This window comes from Paenibacillus sp. Marseille-P2973 (genome assembly GCF_018101095.1).
In the GTDB taxonomy this organism is placed as follows: Bacteria; Bacillota; Bacilli; order Paenibacillales; family Paenibacillaceae; genus Fontibacillus; species Fontibacillus vini.
Genome location: NZ_JAGQEH010000004.1, coordinates 389028 through 405300, shown reverse-complemented (window position 1 = coordinate 405300; position 16273 = coordinate 389028). Strand labels below are relative to the sequence as shown.

Annotated in this window: 16 protein-coding genes; 6 read left to right on the top strand and 10 right to left on the bottom strand. The window is 51.3% G+C overall.

All coding sequences use genetic code 11. From position 1 onward, the window contains the following. Positions 1-511: 511 nt before the first annotated feature. A complete protein-coding gene (lplA, locus tag KB559_RS11370) occupies positions 512-1516 on the top strand; it encodes a lipoate--protein ligase (RefSeq protein ID WP_211022186.1) in 1005 nt (334 codons plus the stop codon). A 111-nt stretch (positions 1517-1627) separates the two neighbouring features. Here lplA and KB559_RS11365 read toward each other — a convergent pair whose 3' ends face one another. Beyond that, positions 1628-2683 carry a tellurite resistance/C4-dicarboxylate transporter family protein gene (locus tag KB559_RS11365; RefSeq protein WP_211021906.1) on the bottom strand — a complete coding sequence of 352 codons (1056 nt, stop codon included), beginning with the start codon at positions 2681-2683 and terminating at the stop codon, positions 1628-1630. Between the two features lie 204 nt (positions 2684-2887). Between KB559_RS11365 and KB559_RS11360 the strand changes: the two genes are divergently transcribed. Beyond that, positions 2888-3094 (top strand): LSm family protein, encoded by a 207-nt coding sequence (locus KB559_RS11360; RefSeq protein ID WP_211021904.1) that lies wholly within the window; start codon positions 2888-2890, stop codon positions 3092-3094. A 69-nt stretch (positions 3095-3163) separates the two neighbouring features. Here the strand turns inward: KB559_RS11360 and KB559_RS11355 are convergent, their stop codons facing one another. The 5 genes from KB559_RS11355 to KB559_RS11335 are packed head-to-tail and all read right to left on the bottom strand — an operon-like array spanning position 3164 to position 8150. Further along, the gene (locus KB559_RS11355; RefSeq protein WP_247681747.1) at positions 3164-4138 is read right to left on the bottom strand and encodes an ABC transporter ATP-binding protein; all 975 of its coding nucleotides are present in this window, start codon (positions 4136-4138) and stop codon (positions 3164-3166) included. A gap of 3 nt (positions 4139-4141) precedes the next feature. After that, complete coding sequence (locus tag KB559_RS11350; protein WP_211021901.1) at positions 4142-4924, bottom strand: ABC transporter permease; 783 nt, start codon at positions 4922-4924, stop codon at positions 4142-4144. Next, positions 4921-5730, bottom strand: coding sequence for an ABC transporter permease (locus tag KB559_RS11345; protein WP_211021899.1), 810 nt, complete (start codon positions 5728-5730; stop codon positions 4921-4923). The genes KB559_RS11350 and KB559_RS11345 overlap by 4 nt, the downstream gene beginning before the upstream one ends. Further along, positions 5727-6926 carry a serine hydrolase domain-containing protein gene (locus KB559_RS11340; RefSeq protein ID WP_211021897.1) on the bottom strand — a complete coding sequence of 400 codons (1200 nt, stop codon included), beginning with the start codon at positions 6924-6926 and terminating at the stop codon, positions 5727-5729. The genes KB559_RS11345 and KB559_RS11340 overlap by 4 nt, the downstream gene beginning before the upstream one ends. A 54-nt stretch (positions 6927-6980) precedes the next feature. Continuing rightward, positions 6981-8150 (bottom strand): serine hydrolase domain-containing protein, encoded by a 1170-nt coding sequence (locus KB559_RS11335; RefSeq protein WP_211021894.1) that lies wholly within the window; start codon positions 8148-8150, stop codon positions 6981-6983. Positions 8151-8453: 303 nt separating this feature from the next. On the opposite strand from KB559_RS11335, the gene KB559_RS11330 reads away from it, so the two are divergent. Beyond that, a complete protein-coding gene (locus KB559_RS11330) occupies positions 8454-9257 on the top strand; it encodes a Cof-type HAD-IIB family hydrolase (RefSeq protein WP_211021892.1) in 804 nt (267 codons plus the stop codon). A gap of 88 nt (positions 9258-9345) precedes the next feature. On the opposite strand, the gene KB559_RS11325 is transcribed toward KB559_RS11330, so the two are convergent. Genes KB559_RS11325 through KB559_RS11315 form a run of 3 tightly spaced genes read right to left on the bottom strand, consistent with a single transcriptional unit; the run spans position 9346 to position 11607 of the window. Continuing rightward, positions 9346-10158: an MBL fold metallo-hydrolase gene (locus tag KB559_RS11325; protein ID WP_211021890.1), complete on the bottom strand. Its 813-nt coding sequence runs from the start codon at positions 10156-10158 to the stop codon at positions 9346-9348. 47 nt (positions 10159-10205) lie between these two features. Then, complete coding sequence (locus tag KB559_RS11320; RefSeq protein ID WP_211021888.1) at positions 10206-11036, bottom strand: anti-sigma factor; 831 nt, start codon at positions 11034-11036, stop codon at positions 10206-10208. Further along, positions 11014-11607 (bottom strand): RNA polymerase sigma factor, encoded by a 594-nt coding sequence (locus KB559_RS11315; RefSeq protein WP_211021886.1) that lies wholly within the window; start codon positions 11605-11607, stop codon positions 11014-11016. Before KB559_RS11315 ends, KB559_RS11320 begins: the two co-directional genes overlap by 23 nt. 295 nt (positions 11608-11902) lie before the next feature. On the opposite strand from KB559_RS11315, the gene KB559_RS11310 reads away from it, so the two are divergent. From KB559_RS11310 to KB559_RS11300, 3 genes are all read left to right on the top strand, one after another. Beyond that, complete coding sequence (locus tag KB559_RS11310; protein ID WP_211021884.1) at positions 11903-13063, top strand: COG1470 family protein; 1161 nt, start codon at positions 11903-11905, stop codon at positions 13061-13063. Positions 13064-13110: 47 nt separating this feature from the next. After that, positions 13111-14067, top strand: coding sequence for an ABC transporter ATP-binding protein (locus tag KB559_RS11305; RefSeq protein ID WP_211022184.1), 957 nt, complete (start codon positions 13111-13113; stop codon positions 14065-14067). Between the two features lie 113 nt (positions 14068-14180). Continuing rightward, positions 14181-15122 (top strand): ABC transporter permease, encoded by a 942-nt coding sequence (locus tag KB559_RS11300; protein WP_247681773.1) that lies wholly within the window; start codon positions 14181-14183, stop codon positions 15120-15122. A gap of 73 nt (positions 15123-15195) precedes the next feature. On the opposite strand, the gene KB559_RS11295 is transcribed toward KB559_RS11300, so the two are convergent. Further along, on the bottom strand, positions 15196-16260 hold the full coding sequence (locus KB559_RS11295; protein ID WP_211021880.1) for a sulfate/molybdate ABC transporter ATP-binding protein: 1065 nt from the start codon (positions 16258-16260) through the stop codon (positions 15196-15198). Positions 16261-16273 lie beyond the last annotated feature (13 nt).

The window sequence follows — 16273 nt, the reverse complement described above, 5'->3', positions numbered from 1 at the left end:
TAGTTTAAAAAGTCATCTTTTGATCACGAAGCATTTCAAGTCGTTAAATCGACATCGAATCTTGCGTTCACCCTTGAAGTCCGGTACTCATGTAGGTTTTGCCTACACTCCGTTCCTCCTTCTTCGGGTTCTCGCAACCTTCTCGGTGCTGAAAAGCCGACTTTTTGAACACACACTTTTTGCGGTAGTTTAAAAAGTCATCTTTTGATCACGAAGCATTTCAAGTCGTTAAATCAACATCGAATCTTCCGTTCACCCTCGAAGTCCGGTACTCATGTAGGTTTTGCCTACACTCCGTTCCTCCTTCTTCGGGTTCTCGCAACCTTCTCGGTGCTGAAAAGCCGACTTTTTGAACACACACTTTTAGGTGAAGTCTATCACACCCTGACGTGAAATCAAGACGGAATAAGCAGATGATCACAGGACCGTCTTTCATTTCGCGGATTATTTGGTTTACAATAGGATATAGAAAATCGTTACCAATCCATAGTAAATGGGGGACCAGAGATCCATGCTGTTTATCGACAATCAGGGAATTACCGATGCGTCACTCAATCTGGCCATCGAAGAATACGCGCTTAGACATCTTCCGCTGGAAGACGACAGCTACTTGCTGTTCTATATTAACGCTCCGTCCATCATTATCGGGAAGCATCAGAACACGATCGAAGAAATCAACGCCGAATACGTAAAAGAAAACGGCATCCAAGTCGTTCGCCGCCTGTCCGGCGGAGGCGCGGTATATCATGACCTCGGCAATCTCAATTTCAGCTTTATTACCAAGGATGACGGACAATCGTTTCATAATTTCCGCAAGTTCACCGAACCGGTAGTCGAGGCTCTTCGCTCCTTCGGCGTCAATGCCGAAATGACCGGCCGTAACGACCTTCAGGTCGGGGAACAAAAAATATCGGGCAACGCCCAATTTGCGACGCGCGGCCGGATGTTCAGCCACGGCACCTTGATGTTCAACTTGAACTTGGAAGATGTACAGGCCTCGCTACATGCGAATCCCGAGAAATTCAAGTCCAAGAGCACGAAATCCGTACGCAGCCGCGTCGCGAACATTATCGATTTCCTGGACCGCAAAATGACGATCGAGGAGTTCCGTTCCGAGCTGCTCCGCCACATTTTCGGCATGGATCCGAAGGATGTGCCGCAATATAAGCTGACGGAAACAGACTGGGCCAAAATCCGCGAAATTTCGGAACAGCGCTATAAGAACTGGGATTGGAATTACGGATTATCTCCGGAAAGCAATGTGAAGCACGCTAAGAAATTCCCGGTCGGTATCATCGATTTACGGATGGATATCAAGGACGGCCATATTCAGGGCATCAAGATCTACGGCGACTTCTTCGGCGTCGGCGATGTGAGCGACATTGAAGACAAACTCAAAGGCGTGCGGTATGAAGAGAACGATGTCCGCGCAGCGCTATCCGGAATCGATGTTAAGCATTATTTCGGCAATCTGGAAATGGACGATTTTATCGGACTCGTCTTCCTTGAAGATTAACGCATCAACAGACAGGTAAACAACAAAAACCCGAAGCTGGAAGCACTATTCCTTTCCGCTCCGGGTTTTTTGCTTGCTTTTCCATCAGTTTCGGTCCAGCTTCCGGTCTGGTTAATTACCTTTCACCTTTAAATGAGCTTTTCCGAACGAGATGATTTGATGATGGATGAATCCGCCCAGCACCGCTATCCAGGCAACGAAAGCAATCACGACCATAACACGCGGGATCGCAACTAGAAACGGAAGCTTTAACGCCTGCGAGAGCTGGTACGTGCTCGTTGTATACATAGCCAGCGGGAACGCCATGCCCCAAAATTGCGGATCGTAAGTAAGCGGGTAACGGTGCACGACATGCCGCCAAATCATCAAAATAAAGAGCAGCGGAATCCACCACGTCCCCGTAATCCAAAAGAATATCGTAAAGCCTTTCAGGAACGGCGTGATCTCCACCAGGAGCGGCATATTCCGAACATGAAGAATCAGCGTTGATCCGGCCAAGGTAGCAATCGCAACCGCCCCCATATTAATCCAGTAAGGCGGGGTTAAAGCGGCATATTTCAGCTCTATGAACGTAAAACGGTAAAAGATCAGCGTTATGATACTCAAATACAGCATACATCCCAATAGAAACATGCAAAGCGTAAAGAACAGGACCATTTCGCGGCCGCTGCCGATCTGCGGAGACAACAGGGTTCCCAGGACGGATACCGACTGCGTTCCCACCGCGGCGATCAACCAGGCTCCGTTAATGCCTTCTCCCAAATCGGGTTTCTTCTCTCTGACCGTCACAGCGGTAAAAAAAGTATACATCACGATCAGCCATAACACGATTCCCAAAATCCACAAAACAGCAGGAACAGCATAAGAATGCGCCACTACGATAAATTGACTTCCTAATACGCAGGTTCCGGCGACGCAAGTGAAAAATCCCGGTCCCATGGAATGACTCGTCAGATCGCTTTTCACCCGGGGGCCATATTTCAGAATGCGGATAAGATTCAGGATCCATAACATGACATACACCATCACATTAAAATACAGCAAAAGCCGCGGGAGGATCGGAATCCCCAACAAATACATCGCAATGGACAACGCTCCCGTCGCCATTACCATCGAGAAATAACCCGGAAAAAGCTTCGCAATCTTCTCCTGCAATATGCTGTACATCCGCCCACCGCCTCCAAAGCGATAAATTCCCTCCAAATTCAGAAATCAATATAGCATAATTTAAACATTTAAATTGTGATTATACCGACATCGTTTTTGACACCGAACGCCCCTTTTCATTCTATCTCCTCTTTTATCTCTATCAAACCTGAAGCACGAATCATAGAATGCATTATTCCAGGAAAGAGAGGTGAACAGATCAATATGAATCGCCGAATCGCGAGGCTGCGCCGTCAAGCTAGGCGATGGATTGGAAGGCGTGTGGATGTCGATCGGTTTGTAGGGTCAGATATCGAAGGCGTACTGCTAAGTGTTTTTGAGAATTATATCGTTCTCCGCGTAAGGAGAAGAGGCGAATGGGTTCGCGTCAGAGTAAATTTCACCAACATTGAAGACATCGACTTGGATTAAAGGTATCCCCCCTCCCTTGGTAAAATAGGACAAGGCCCCAGGAATGAAGCATCCTGGGGCCTTACGTATTTAGCTTCCCTGGTACAGTTCTTTGATGATGACATCGATCGGAAGCGCATCGATGGCCATATCCATAATCGTATGCCGTTCATTCACAAGTCTTATGAACTCCTTGAGCGGCAGCTTATCCGTATCCAGCTCCAGCTCGGTCTCCGTCTCCGATTCGCGGCTCAACACCCTGACCCCATGGATGTTGTCCCATAACGCCGCGCTTTCGGTCGTAATGCGAACGGTCTTCTTCGCGCCGAGGAACCCGCGCAGGGCCGAAATCGAGTCATCAAATACAATCTCCCCGTGATTGACTACGATTACCCGCCGCGCCAACTGTTCAACATCTTCAAGATCATGCGTGGTCAAAATAAAGGTGACCCCTTGCGAGTTCATTTCCTGGATAAACGCACGAATCTTCTCCTTGGCGATGACATCCAGTCCGATCGTCGGTTCATCCAGAAACACGACCGACGGGCGATGCAGCATCGCCATGATGAATTCGCATTTCATCCGTTCGCCCAGGGACAGCTGGCGAGTCGGCTTCCGGATAATTTCCGAAACGTCCAGCAGTTCGACCAGATGGTCCAGCGTTTCACGAAAGGCCGCTTCCTCCAAACCGTATATTTCCTTGTTCATATAGAACGCATCAATCGGAGGAATATCCCATAGGAGCTGCGATTTTTGCCCGAACACGGCACCTATGCTGCGTACATATTTTTTGCGCTGTTTCCATGGGGTAAAGCCAAGGATTTGCACCTCGCCTGAGGAGGGGTGCAGCACGCCGGTAAGCATCTTCAGCGTAGTCGATTTTCCCGCTCCGTTCGGACCGAGGAAGCCTACAATATCACCTTCAGCTACCTCGAACGTTAGCCCCTTGACCGCTTCCACCGTAATAGCTTTGCGTTTGAATACGCTCTTTAGCGTCTCCCGGAAAGAAGCGCCCCGCTGATACGTCATGTAATTTTTTCGCAATTCCCGAACTTGAATGATCAAGGCTTAACCCCCCGCACTAGTATAGTTTCGCAGCATGTAATGCCAGAAGGCCAGCCCCGCCCCCAGAAACAGGAAGCACACCCCGCCTGCAACCCAGGAGCCGGCCACCGGCTTTCCCAACAAAGCTGCGGCCGGAAGAAATCCGATCATCGTTATCGGAATGACGTAAGTCAGCCCATTTTGAAAAGTTTTGGAGAAAATACTCCCCGGGTACATCCCGAATAAGGATACCGAGTCGAAAATTTCATAAACCCGGCTGCTCCCGACCCATTTGAACAGCATTCCCGACAGGAACAGCGAGAACGCAAACAGCACAATCATCGAACATAGGAACAAGACCCCGAATTGCAGCCATTCCCCCGCACCCGGCATCATCATCCCCGACAGCGCCCAGCCGGTCAATAACCCGCCGCTGATCAGCCTGCCGAAGTCATCGATATCAAAGGAGCTAACCATCGTGATAAACAGGACGGACCTTGGCTTCAACAGAAAAATATCGTACGAGCCCTCCCGTACATGATACAAAGTCGTCGACACGATTCCGAAGAAGAAAGGAAACGCTACGCCCTTCGCCAAGGTGAATATCCCCTGAATCAATATCGCTTCCCGCAGCGTCCAGCCCGGAAAGGAAGCCCCCGAGCTATAAAGCAGCAGCGTAACTAGCGGAAACATGAGATCCCCGATCAGCATCATCAGGATGCTGATGAAGAAATCGGCCCGGTAGGCCATCCGTTCGGCCAGCTTGGTCTTCATAATTGCCGCATAGCACTTCAAAACCGATTTCATACGCCCACCCCCGTAAACTTACGGTTGCCAAGACGAATCAGCAGCGCCGTGATTCCCCACATTAACAGCACGGCTAATGCCTGGAGTCCGACAATTTGCGGAATGGACATCGTAAATCCGGCCAGCTCGTATTCCCCGATAAATACCCTTGCAGGCACGTACTGCATAAACTGAAACGGCAGGAAGAACAGCACCCGCTGAATAAGCTCCGGAAAAAAGGTCAGCGGGACAAGCACACCTGCCGAAATATTGCGCAGCAAATGGAACATGCTGCGCACCCCGTCGGCATTTGTGAGCCAGAAGGCGGTTAAACCGATGCAGTAATTCACCAAAAATGTCATCAGGAAGCCGAGAATTACCGAGATTACAGCCCAAATCGGCCGGGAAGGAAGCAAGTCGATCCGGAAGACCCATAGATAGATCAGAAAAACAGGCAAAAATTCCATCCAGAAGCCTAGCGAACGATGGCCTATTTTTTGACATAGTGCAAAAAACACATGAGAAACCGGGCGCAGTACAAAGGTTACGTACTTGCCCGTCCGAATCAGCATCTGTAAATTCCAATCGGCGAAATCGAAGGTAAGATAGTTAATGCAAGACATGATTCCGTAATAAGCAAGCATTTGTGTCAGGGTGAATCCGTTCAAAGTCTCCCTGGAAGAAAAGACGGCGCTCCAGATAAAGTACTGCACCAGAAAATAAATGGGCCCGATGAGGATGGAGACCGCCATATGGGAGCGGAAGGCCGCCCACTCTTTATAAGTGGCCCAGCCTACCGCCTTAATAATGCCAAACGGGCGTTTCATTGCAAGCCCGACCAAATCACATTTTTCACGCTGATGATTGATTCCGGCACCCAGCTCTCGATGGAAGGCACAAAAAAGGCGACTACCAGCTCCTCATCCGGATCCACCATCAAAGCGCACCGCCCCGCGCCCTCATGAAAAATCGTGTTCGGCTTATACGGATCAAACACTCTTCCCAATGAGCTGCCCAGCCCAAATTCGCTGTCCTTCTGGCGTTCGCCCCAACCGAAAGCCGGAAGTCCGCCCGGAACCTGAACCCTGGACAGCATTTCCACCGTTTTGCGGCCCAGGATTCTGGCTCCATTATAGGTGCCCTTGTTTAGCAGCATTTGACCGAACTTATTTAAATCCTCCAGCGTAGAAAATAATCCGCCGCCCGAACGAGGCCCGGCCCACGCGGGTTCCTTATCCCGCGATAATTTTTGAAGCTCCCAGTCATTAGTGACGCAAACCTTATCATGTAGAGGCTCAGGCACGGTAAAAAAGGTCTTCTCCATCCCGAGCGGTCGTAATATCGACTCGTAAACATAGTCTTCATAACTTTGCCCGCTGATCCGGCTAATGATTTCACCGAGCAGTATATAGCCTGCCGTGCAATAGTTCCACTGCTCCCCTGGCGGACAAACCGGCGGTCCGGCCAGCATCGCTTTGATCCATCGCGATTTGCGCTCCGCAATTTCCTCCTTCTGGCTCCGCCGCGGTTTCTCTTCCTTATCGTCTTCGGTCTCATCCTCCGCATAGGCAAACTCGAGATCCCACCAGCCTACCGGATAAGGCTCAAGAAAATATCCCATATCCGGTGCCAAACCCGAGGTATGGGTCAACAGATGAGTGATATTGATCTTTTCATAAAATCTGTTGTCGAACTCCGGAATCCAGTCTTTAATCGGCTGAGTCAGATGAAGCTTGCCCTCTTCCATCAGAGTCAGCACTGCAACCATCGTAAACCACTTCGTAACGGAGGCGATTCCGCGAATGGAGCCCGGCTTGAGATCGCCGCTAAACTCGGTATGACGGAGGGATCCCATTGAAGTATGGGCAAATGTCTTGCCTCCCCTCGCGAGGAGATAGGAAGCGCCTTGAATTTTACGGTCCTGTATAAGTTCTCCGAGCAGCTTGTCGAGACGGTCCAACGCTTCTTGCCGGAAACCGGCTTCTTCCGGCGTCGCATCCAGTCGTCCATGATGTAAGCTCATGGTTAAATTCATGAATACCATTCCTTTCTATATAGGAGCGCAAGTTCCGCCCGTCTACAACAGCGACGACCAGACAATAGCCCTCGGATTGATAATCGCTTCAGGCACCCATCCCGTGAGGCTTGGCACGAAGAATACATAGACCAGCCTCTCGACCGGATCGACGTACAATCCGCTATGCCCGGCACCTTCGTGAGAAAAAGTCCCCGGCGTGCAGATATCGTTATGATTCAGATTCAAGCCGAGAGACATCGGATAATTCTTCACCTTATCTCCCCAGCAGGTCGAGGGCACGTTATTCAATTGATTGGAGACCAAATTCCGGGCCATTCTTCTGCCGAGCAGGGTGTAGCCGTTGCTGGTGCCTTCGTCAAGCAGGCACTGCCCGAACTTCCACAGATCCTCCAGCGTGGAAAATATACCGTTGCCTGCGGCGGCCGGGATGCCCGTCATATCGTGTGGCGACCGGAATTCATTCTCCTGCCAACGGTTGACGTAACATACCTCTGCGTGAAACTCCTCTGGAACCGTATTCAAAAACGTGCGTTCCATGCCTAGCGGTCCCGTAATTTCTTCCTGTATGTATTGTCCATATGACTTTCCGCTGGCTCTGGCGATAATCTCTCCAAGAATGGCATAGCCGGCCGTGCAATAATTCCACTGTTCACCCGGCTTGCACCACATTCGTCCGCTAAGAATCGTACGGATCCATTCTCCGTCCGGCAGGCGCCCGTCTTTGCTATGCTCCTTCTTCTCATGAATCCACCATTCATACCAAGGGAGCTGATAAGGCTCGGTTTGGCAGCCCGGATCCGCCATTAACCCCGAAGTATGCGTCAACAGATGCCAAATCGTTATGTCCCGGTGCTTCTCCGTATCAAACTCCGGTATCAGAGTATTGACGGGCTGCTGATAGAATAACTTGCCTTCTTCCGCAAGCTTGGCGATGGCAACAGCGGTAAACGCTTTCGTAATGGAATACACTTTCCGGATCGAATCCGGCTGCAGCCCGGGGCTTCCATCATGATAGGTTAAACTTCCTATCGCACAATTGGCCACGATTTGACCATCCCGCGCCACCAAGTAGCTTGCTCCCTGGATTTTCCCCGTTTCGACCAGGCCCGTAAAATGATGATCCAATTTCTTCAAACGTGTTGGATCAAACCCCAGACTTTCCGGCGACGAATGGATCACTCCCGGGGTGATCTGCAACGTTCTCGGCATACTTGTTCCCTCCCTGAATCATTGATTGGTACATTTTGGAATACGAAATCCTTCTTTATTCTACCTGAGAACATATATTCCCGTAAAGGGAAGAATTGGTTTAGCTTGTTCTTGCCATTCTTCCCGGTTTTTGAGGGGCGCCAGGCTTGATTTTGCCTCGGTTGATATGATGTGCATGTATTTTTGCGGGAATGACCATTCGCGGAATTGAAATCTGAGCCTTGTGAGGTACAATAGAAGCAGTTGAATTTTTTAGAGACAGAAGGATGAAAGCCGCTTTCGTCCCGAAAAGGAGAGAACACATTGTATAAACTCATTGCAATCGACATCGACGATACACTGATTAATGATGACAAAGAAGTAACCCCTGCCACACAACAGGCGCTGGAGCAGGCCGTAGCGAAAGGGGCCGTCGTTACTCTGGCAACCGGACGGGCTTACGCCTCGGCCCAGGCGATCGCCCGCCAAACCGGACTGAACGTTCCTATCATTACTTATCAAGGCGCGCTGGTCAAAAATCTTCTGGACGAGCAAGTGCTGTACGAGCGTTATGTTCCGAAGGATGCTGCGCAGAAGCTGTTTGAATATTGCATCGAGCATAATCTGCATCTGCAAACCTATATCGACGACAAGCTTTACGCCCGCGAAGAAAACCAAAAAATTATCGACTATACGGACCTGAACAAAACCAAATATTATATCGAACCGGACTTTTCCAAACTCGTCGCCCAGCCGACGCCGAAAATGCTCATCATCGACGATCCGGACTACCTGGACGAAATCGCTCCTGTGCTTCGCGAACTGCTCGGCAACGGCGTACACATTACCAAATCGAAGCCGCAATTCCTTGAAATTATGCATCATGAGGGAACCAAAGGCCATGCGCTGAAATTCCTCGCCGACCATTTCGGCTGCGATCTTACGGAGTGCATCGCGATCGGGGATTCCTGGAACGACCATGAGATGCTGGAGGCCGCCGGTCTCGGCGTCGCCATGGGCAATGCCATCCCGGCGCTGAAAGAAATCGCCGACTATGTCACGGCAAGCAACAACGAGGATGGCGTCAAGCACGTCATCGACAAGTTTGTACTTGGTACTGAAGCATAAACACCATACGCAACGAACAAAAAGACTTCGGATATCACCCGACCGGTGATACTCGAAGTCTTTTTAATTCTTAATGTGATTGCCGTTTTTACCGGAGCAAAACGGTCTGCCCTGTCCGTGCGTATTCCACACCTTCCGGCAAGCCGTAATCCCGCCGCAGGTCAATGTCATGAGACATATGTGTAAAAATGGTCCGCTTCGGTTTTATTTCCTGCAAAAGCTCAAGCGCTTCTTTTACGTCATACACCGAACGGGTGGAGAATTCTGCGGTTTCATGGTAAAAGCTTGTACCCAGTACCAGCAGATCCAATTCGGCCAACAGCCCGCGCTGCTCGGGGGGAAGGGCAATCGAATCCGAACAGTAGGCCCAAACGAAGCCGTCCTTCTCCAGTCGATACGCATAGGAGTAGCCATTCTTGCCGTGGTTTACTTTCCATCCGCGGATGCTCCAACCCGCCAAAGTAACTCCCTGATCCACGGTATGCAAATCGAGATTCCGGTCCAGCCACGGATACTGCCGCAATATCGTATCCAGCACCTCTTGCGGCGCATACAACTGTCCTTTCCGATCCAGCCAGCGGCATGCGTCAGCCCATTCCGGCAAACCGCCGATATGGTCGAAATGCGCATGTGTCACCAACACTTGACCCGCGAAGCGCTGTTCCCGCCTTTCCATCGCACTGCGCCAATCCGGACCGCAATCAATCAGGAACCCCTCCTCTTCGCCAAACGGGAACGGGTTCCCTTGATTCTCTCCAATCCGTTCCGCTTCAACCGCTACCAGAGAACGGTATCGACGGTTTACCCCGCCCTTTCTCGCCTCTTCACATATGGCGCAATCGCAATATACTCTCGGCACGCCCATGGCGTCTCCCGTTCCAAGAAAAACAAGCTGTTCCAATTCGTATCCGTCCTCTCTGTCTATAGCAAAGTTGCCGAAGCCGGACTCTATTCCAATTCCCGTCCGTTCAGGTCCACAGAAAACATAACCTGCTGCAATCTTGTCGATGGACCGCCCTCTTTTGACTCAATTGTCAGTACTATATTGTCGGCCTCATCCAGAACATCCCTGTCTTTCACGTACAAATGCGCACGATAAGCATGATACTGCAGCAGCCCCAGACTATCGCGGCTTCCAGCCTTGACGGCCCATACATGAACCACTTGGTCCTCTGCCGGCACAAGGCCCCCCACCAGCATGAGCATCTCCCTGGAATTCTCATTATACCAGACGACGCCGGCCTCCGGCTCGGGCCGCCCCCAATCCATCGGGTATGAAATGCTGTCGGGTCTCTGCATCACCGATATGGCTGACGGCTCGTAACGTTCCACGTAATTTCCCCAGGATTCATCGTTATGCAGCCCGGTCCGGAAAATCCATCCGACAAAGATGAGCAGTATGAACGCTCCGGTGAGCAGGGCTCCGCCTTTGAAACGAACGGCAAGCAGATTTTTGGCCGCAGAGCGAATCCTGGTAAGATAAACCCGCCGGCGCAGCCTGCGATGAAGCGATTCGGAAAGCAGGACATTTGTGCAGGAATCCGGGCCATTCGATAAATCTGTTGTGGTGTCCGGAGATACAAGAGGCTCCCAAGCTTCGCAGATCTCTCTGCAGCACGGACAGGCTGACAAATGAGCCTCCATCTCCGCTCGGCGTGCCTCTCCTCCAAATCCCATTAACCAATCGATCCATTCTTCCTCGGAAAAGGACTTCAAGCAAGAGGAACCGCTTCGGTTTTCTCCCGTTGTCATGAAGTTATATTGAACCATCCTGTCCATGCCGCTTCCCTCCTTCCGACGAACCGTTCCAGCCTTGCTGTTCCAACTGCCTGCGCAGATTCACCAGCCCGTAGCGAATCCATGATTTTACCGTGCCGATCGGAACGTTCCAGGCTTCGGCCATTTGCCTCTGCGTTTGCAGCGAATAATACGATCCTACAATCGCCTTCTTTTGGGTATCCGGCAGCCCGTGAATCGCCGTCCGCAACGCTTCCTGCTCCAGCCGGGACAGGATGTGATCCTCGCCGGAAGGATCGGCCTTTCCTAACTCCTCCGCGATCGGCGCGACCCGCTGCCTCCGCCGCAGCCTGTCCAGGCAGCGGCTTCTCGTTTTTACCGCAAGCCAGGCTCGGATAGAACCGCGTGCCGGGTCGTAATCCTTGCCTCTCCGAAGTACCTCCAGGAATACTTCATGACAAATATCCTCCGCCTCCATCTTCTCCCCGAGCAGCCGAAGCGCTACCTGCATGATAAATGGCGCGTAGGCGTTGTAAAACAAATCGAAAGCTTCAACCGATCCATCGCACATCTCCCGCAGCGAAATCGCCATTTCTTCATTATGCGGGTCCATGACTCCTTCCCTCCCGTACTTGACTCTTCCCTCTTTATCCTCGTTTTACCAAAAACGAAGGAGTTTGAAAACCCCAATTTTTTTTTCGTTTCTGTAAATCCAAAACCTTCTCTCGTTCGTATCACTTATGAAACCGGCAATGAGAACAAGACGTTTCCGGTATGGAATTGACTTTTCAGCAGGCGATTAAAACGAGGGGCCCATCGTTGTTGCGCCGTCAGAAGCCGAGGCAGATACCGGGTAACGAACTTGTCGATTGCCTTCAGATTATCGATTCAAGGAGGAGAATACCCAGATGGTACTTTCTTTCAGAAAAGCGGCGTTCCTGCTGCTAACTTTGCTCACTACGCTCTCTGTCGGCGCTTATTTCGGACCTTCCAAAGCTTCGGCGGCAGGCGCACTTGAACTGTACACCCCTTATCTGGAATGGTCCGCCGCTCCCGGCGAATCCGTGTCCTATTCGATCGACGTCATTAACCGGGGTGCGGCGACGGCTTCCGCAGCTCTGTCGCTCGATACGGCATCCACCGGCTGGAAATACACCTTATCCGCCGGAGGCCGGGATATTTCCCGCATTGCCGTAAAACCGGGAGATACGCAAAGTGTCAACCTGGAACTGGAAGTTCCGCTGCAAATCGATAAAGGGCGCTACGCCTTTAAAATAAAAGCCGATGATGCTACCCTTCCGCTCATCGTGAACGTTTTCGAGCAAGGCACCTTCAAAACCGAACTGACGGTGGACCAAGCCAACATGGAGGGGCATTCGGACTCGACCTTTACTTACAGCGCGGTTCTAAAAAACCGCACGACAAAGAAACAAACCTATGCCTTGAGCGCACAGGCCGATATGGGCTGGGATGTCAGATTCAAAGCGGATGGCAACAGCGTTACCTCGGTCGAGGTAGAGCCTAACACGGAGAAATCAATTACCGTTGAGGTAAAACCGCCAGAGCAAGTTTCAGCGGAAACCTACAAAATCCCGATTGCAGCATCCAGCGGGGAAACTACGGCAAATACCGAACTGGAAGCCGTAATTACCGGCACCTATGAAATGCAGTTTACAACAAAAAACAATCTGCTCAGTACCGACATTAAAGCGGGTGGGGAGCGAAAGCTGGATTTTATTGTGCAAAACACCGGCTCGGCGGAACTTCAGGATATCTCCTTCTCTTCGAACGCCCCTACGGGTTGGGAGGTATCATTTGAACCGTCCAATATCACGTCCGTAGCACCCGGAGAGAGCAAGCAGGTGCAGGCCATTATCAAATCAAGCGGCAAATCGCTGGCTGGAGACTATGTCGTTAATTTAAGCGCCTCCACCTCGGGAAAAAGCTCGAGCGCGGATCTGAGAGTCACCGTCAAATCATCCGTACTATGGGGATGGATAGGGATTCTGATCATTGTGACCGTCATTGCGGGAATCTATTATCTATTCCGGAAATTCGGGAGAAGGTAAGCATGAAAACCATCCATACACAAACAAACTCCGTTAGCTCAAACGGTATGATTTCAGGGACACCTTCGGGAATGCCGGTCATCGAGCTTACCAAGCTTACCAAGAAATACGGTGAACATATCGCAGTGGACCGTTTGGACCTGAACATTGCAAAAGGTGAGATTTTCGGCTTGCTTGGACCTAACGGAGCGGGGAAAACGACGACGATTCTCATGATGCTCGGTCTGACCGAACCTACTGACGGGCAGGCGAAGATCTGCGGCCATGATCCCGCCAGGGAGGCGCTCCAGGTGAAGCGGAAAGTCGGTTATCTTCCCGATGATGTCGGTTTTTACGAGGATAGGACAGCACTGGATAATTTGGTCTATACTGCCCGCCTGAACGGGCTGCCTCAATCGGAATCGACCGAGCGGGCGTTTTCGCTGCTGGAAAGGACCGGTCTGGCCGCCAGTGCGGGCAAAAAAGTCGGCGCCTTTTCCCGGGGTATGCGGCAGCGGCTTGGTCTGGCCGATGTCCTGATTAAAAACCCGGAGGTCATCATTCTTGACGAACCGACCCTGGGGATCGACCCGGAAGGCGTACGCGAACTGTTGGAGCTCATCTCTTCCCTTAGCCGGGACGAAGGACTGACCGTGCTGTTATCCTCGCACCATCTTCACCAGGTTCAGCAAATTTGCGACCGGGTCGGCCTGTTCGTGAAAGGCAGACTCATCGCGGCCGGAGATATCCCGTCCCTGTCGAAAGCCCTGAACGAGGACGGCCTGATCCAGATTGAGGTAGGGACGGCGCATTGGACAGACCAACTGGTTCATCGTTTGTCCGAACTGGAAGGCGTACAAACCATCTCTCGTAACAATGAAATTCTGACCGTTGTTTGCGACCGTGATCTTACGCCAAAAATTGCAGAGATCGTAATCGGAGAAGAAGCGGAACTTACCTATCTTCGTCGTAAAGAATACGGCCTGGACGATATCTATCATCGTTACTTTGAAAGGGAGGGATAACGATGACGATAAATTGGCTGCAGATTAAGCAAAAAATCGAGGTTTTGTTTAATAACGTTTCTACCGGACCCGCCCAAGCTCGTGAACCGGGCTCTTCCTCTTCTTTTTGGGTCATGGTAAAAAAAGAAATCGGCGATCACATTCGCAGTTGGAGGTTCGGCATCCTCATCGGAATCATCATCCTTGCCTGCGTCGGGTCCATCTATTCCGCCGTCACGGCCATCCGGGACGGCACCCTGGACAAAACAGGAAATGGAGAATCCTTTCTGTTTTTAAGGATGTTCACTCTGACGAGTTCCAGTTTGGCCGTACCGTCGTTCGCCACATTTTTGTCCTGGCTGGGCCCGCTGCTCGGCATCGCACTAGGCTTCGACGCCGTGAATTCGGAACGGAACAAAGGAACCCTGGGTCGCCTACTGTCGCAGCCGATATACCGTGACGATTTCATTATCGCAAAGTTCATTTCGTCCTTATTCTTGATCTTCATCGTCGTGTTCTCTCTCGGCTTTCTCGTCATGGGACTCAGCTTATTGACGATCGGCTATCCTCCTTCGCCGGAGGAATTCTGCCGAATCGTGCTCTTCCTTGTGATCGCGGTCATATATATCGGCTTCTGGCTAAACTTGTCCATCCTGTTCTCGATCCGTTTTTGCCAAGCAGCGACTTCAGCCTTGTCGTCCATTGCGGTCTGGCTATTCTTTACAATCTTTTACGGCATGATCATCGGTATGATTAACAGCGCTACCGCGGTTTCCAGTACACAGCCGGACCCTGCCGCTCAGTTGCGTCAAATGAATCTCATTTTGACACTGAACCGGCTGTCCCCGACCGAGCTCTTCTCGGAAACCATTACGACGATGCTATCCCCCGGCATCCGGACGCTGGGACCGCTCACGATGGATCAGCTGGTTGGTGCTATTGCCAGCCCGCTGCCACTAGGGCAGAGCGTTATTCTTGTCTGGCCCCAATTGACAGGGCTGATCGCAGCAACGATCATCTGCTTCGGAATCTCCTACGCATTATTTATGCGCCAGGAAATTCGCGCAAGAGCTTAAATACAAAGAAAGGACCAAGCGGGCAATTTCTTACGCCTCCTTGGTCCTTTTATTCTAATATTAGTGTTCAATTTTAAATCATTACGCTGATCGGTCCGCCTTTCAGCGGGTTTTCGACGATCCAGCTTTTCTCTTCATTGAACAGATATGCCCGGTGCACCAGAACACGGACCTGCTGACCGGCCTTCAACGTTTCTTTCTCCAGCGAGCGGAACGTGGTCAGGGTGTGACCTCCGACCTCCACTTCTACCAGCCATTCGCTTCCGCGAAAGTGCAGATGCTTCACCACAGCCGGTTCGGTGGCAGATAGCAGAGTAAATTCATGCTCTGAACCTACTTCAAGGTATTCCGGACGGATCAATGCCTGCGTTTTGCCGTCTCCAGCTTCCGCTTCAAACCCTTTCAGGTCGGCCGCTCTTTCGACTAGCGTGGACTGCCCTACGAACGAAGCAACGAACGGAGTGTTCGGTTCCTTGTAAATATCCCACGGCGAGCCTTTCTGCTCTAAACGCCCTTCATTGATAATCATGATTTCATCCGCCACTTCGATCGCTTCATCCTGGTCATGCGTCACGAATATCGAAGTAATGCCGACGCGCTCAATTAATTCGCGCAGCCAGGAACGAAGCTCCTGGCGGATCTTCGCGTCAATCGCCGCAAAAGGCTCGTCTAACAGGAGCAATTGCGGCTCTGGAGCCAGCGCCCGCGCAAAAGCGACGCGCTGCCGCTGTCCACCTGACAGCTGGTGGGGATAGCGCTTCTCGAAGCCTTTCAGCCCGGTCAGCTCCACCAGCTCCATGACACGTTCCTGGATCCGGCTCTTTGTAGCCTTCTTGACCTGTAAACCGAAGGCGATGTTATCGAATACGGTCATGTGCTTAAACAACGCATAGCTTTGGAACACAAAGCCGATGCCGCGGTCCTGCGGTGCGAGCGCGTTGACCCGCTGTCCGTGAAACAGGATCTCGCCTGAATCCGGCTGTTCCAATCCGGCAAGCATCCGGAGAATGGATGTTTTCCCTCCGCCGCTCGGTCCGAGAAGCCCGATCAGTTGCCCTTTTTCAATCCCGAAGCTGACATCTTTTACCGCGTGAAAACTGCCGAAATGTTTATCCAAATTCCGTACTTCCACATGCATGGGAGAGCCACTT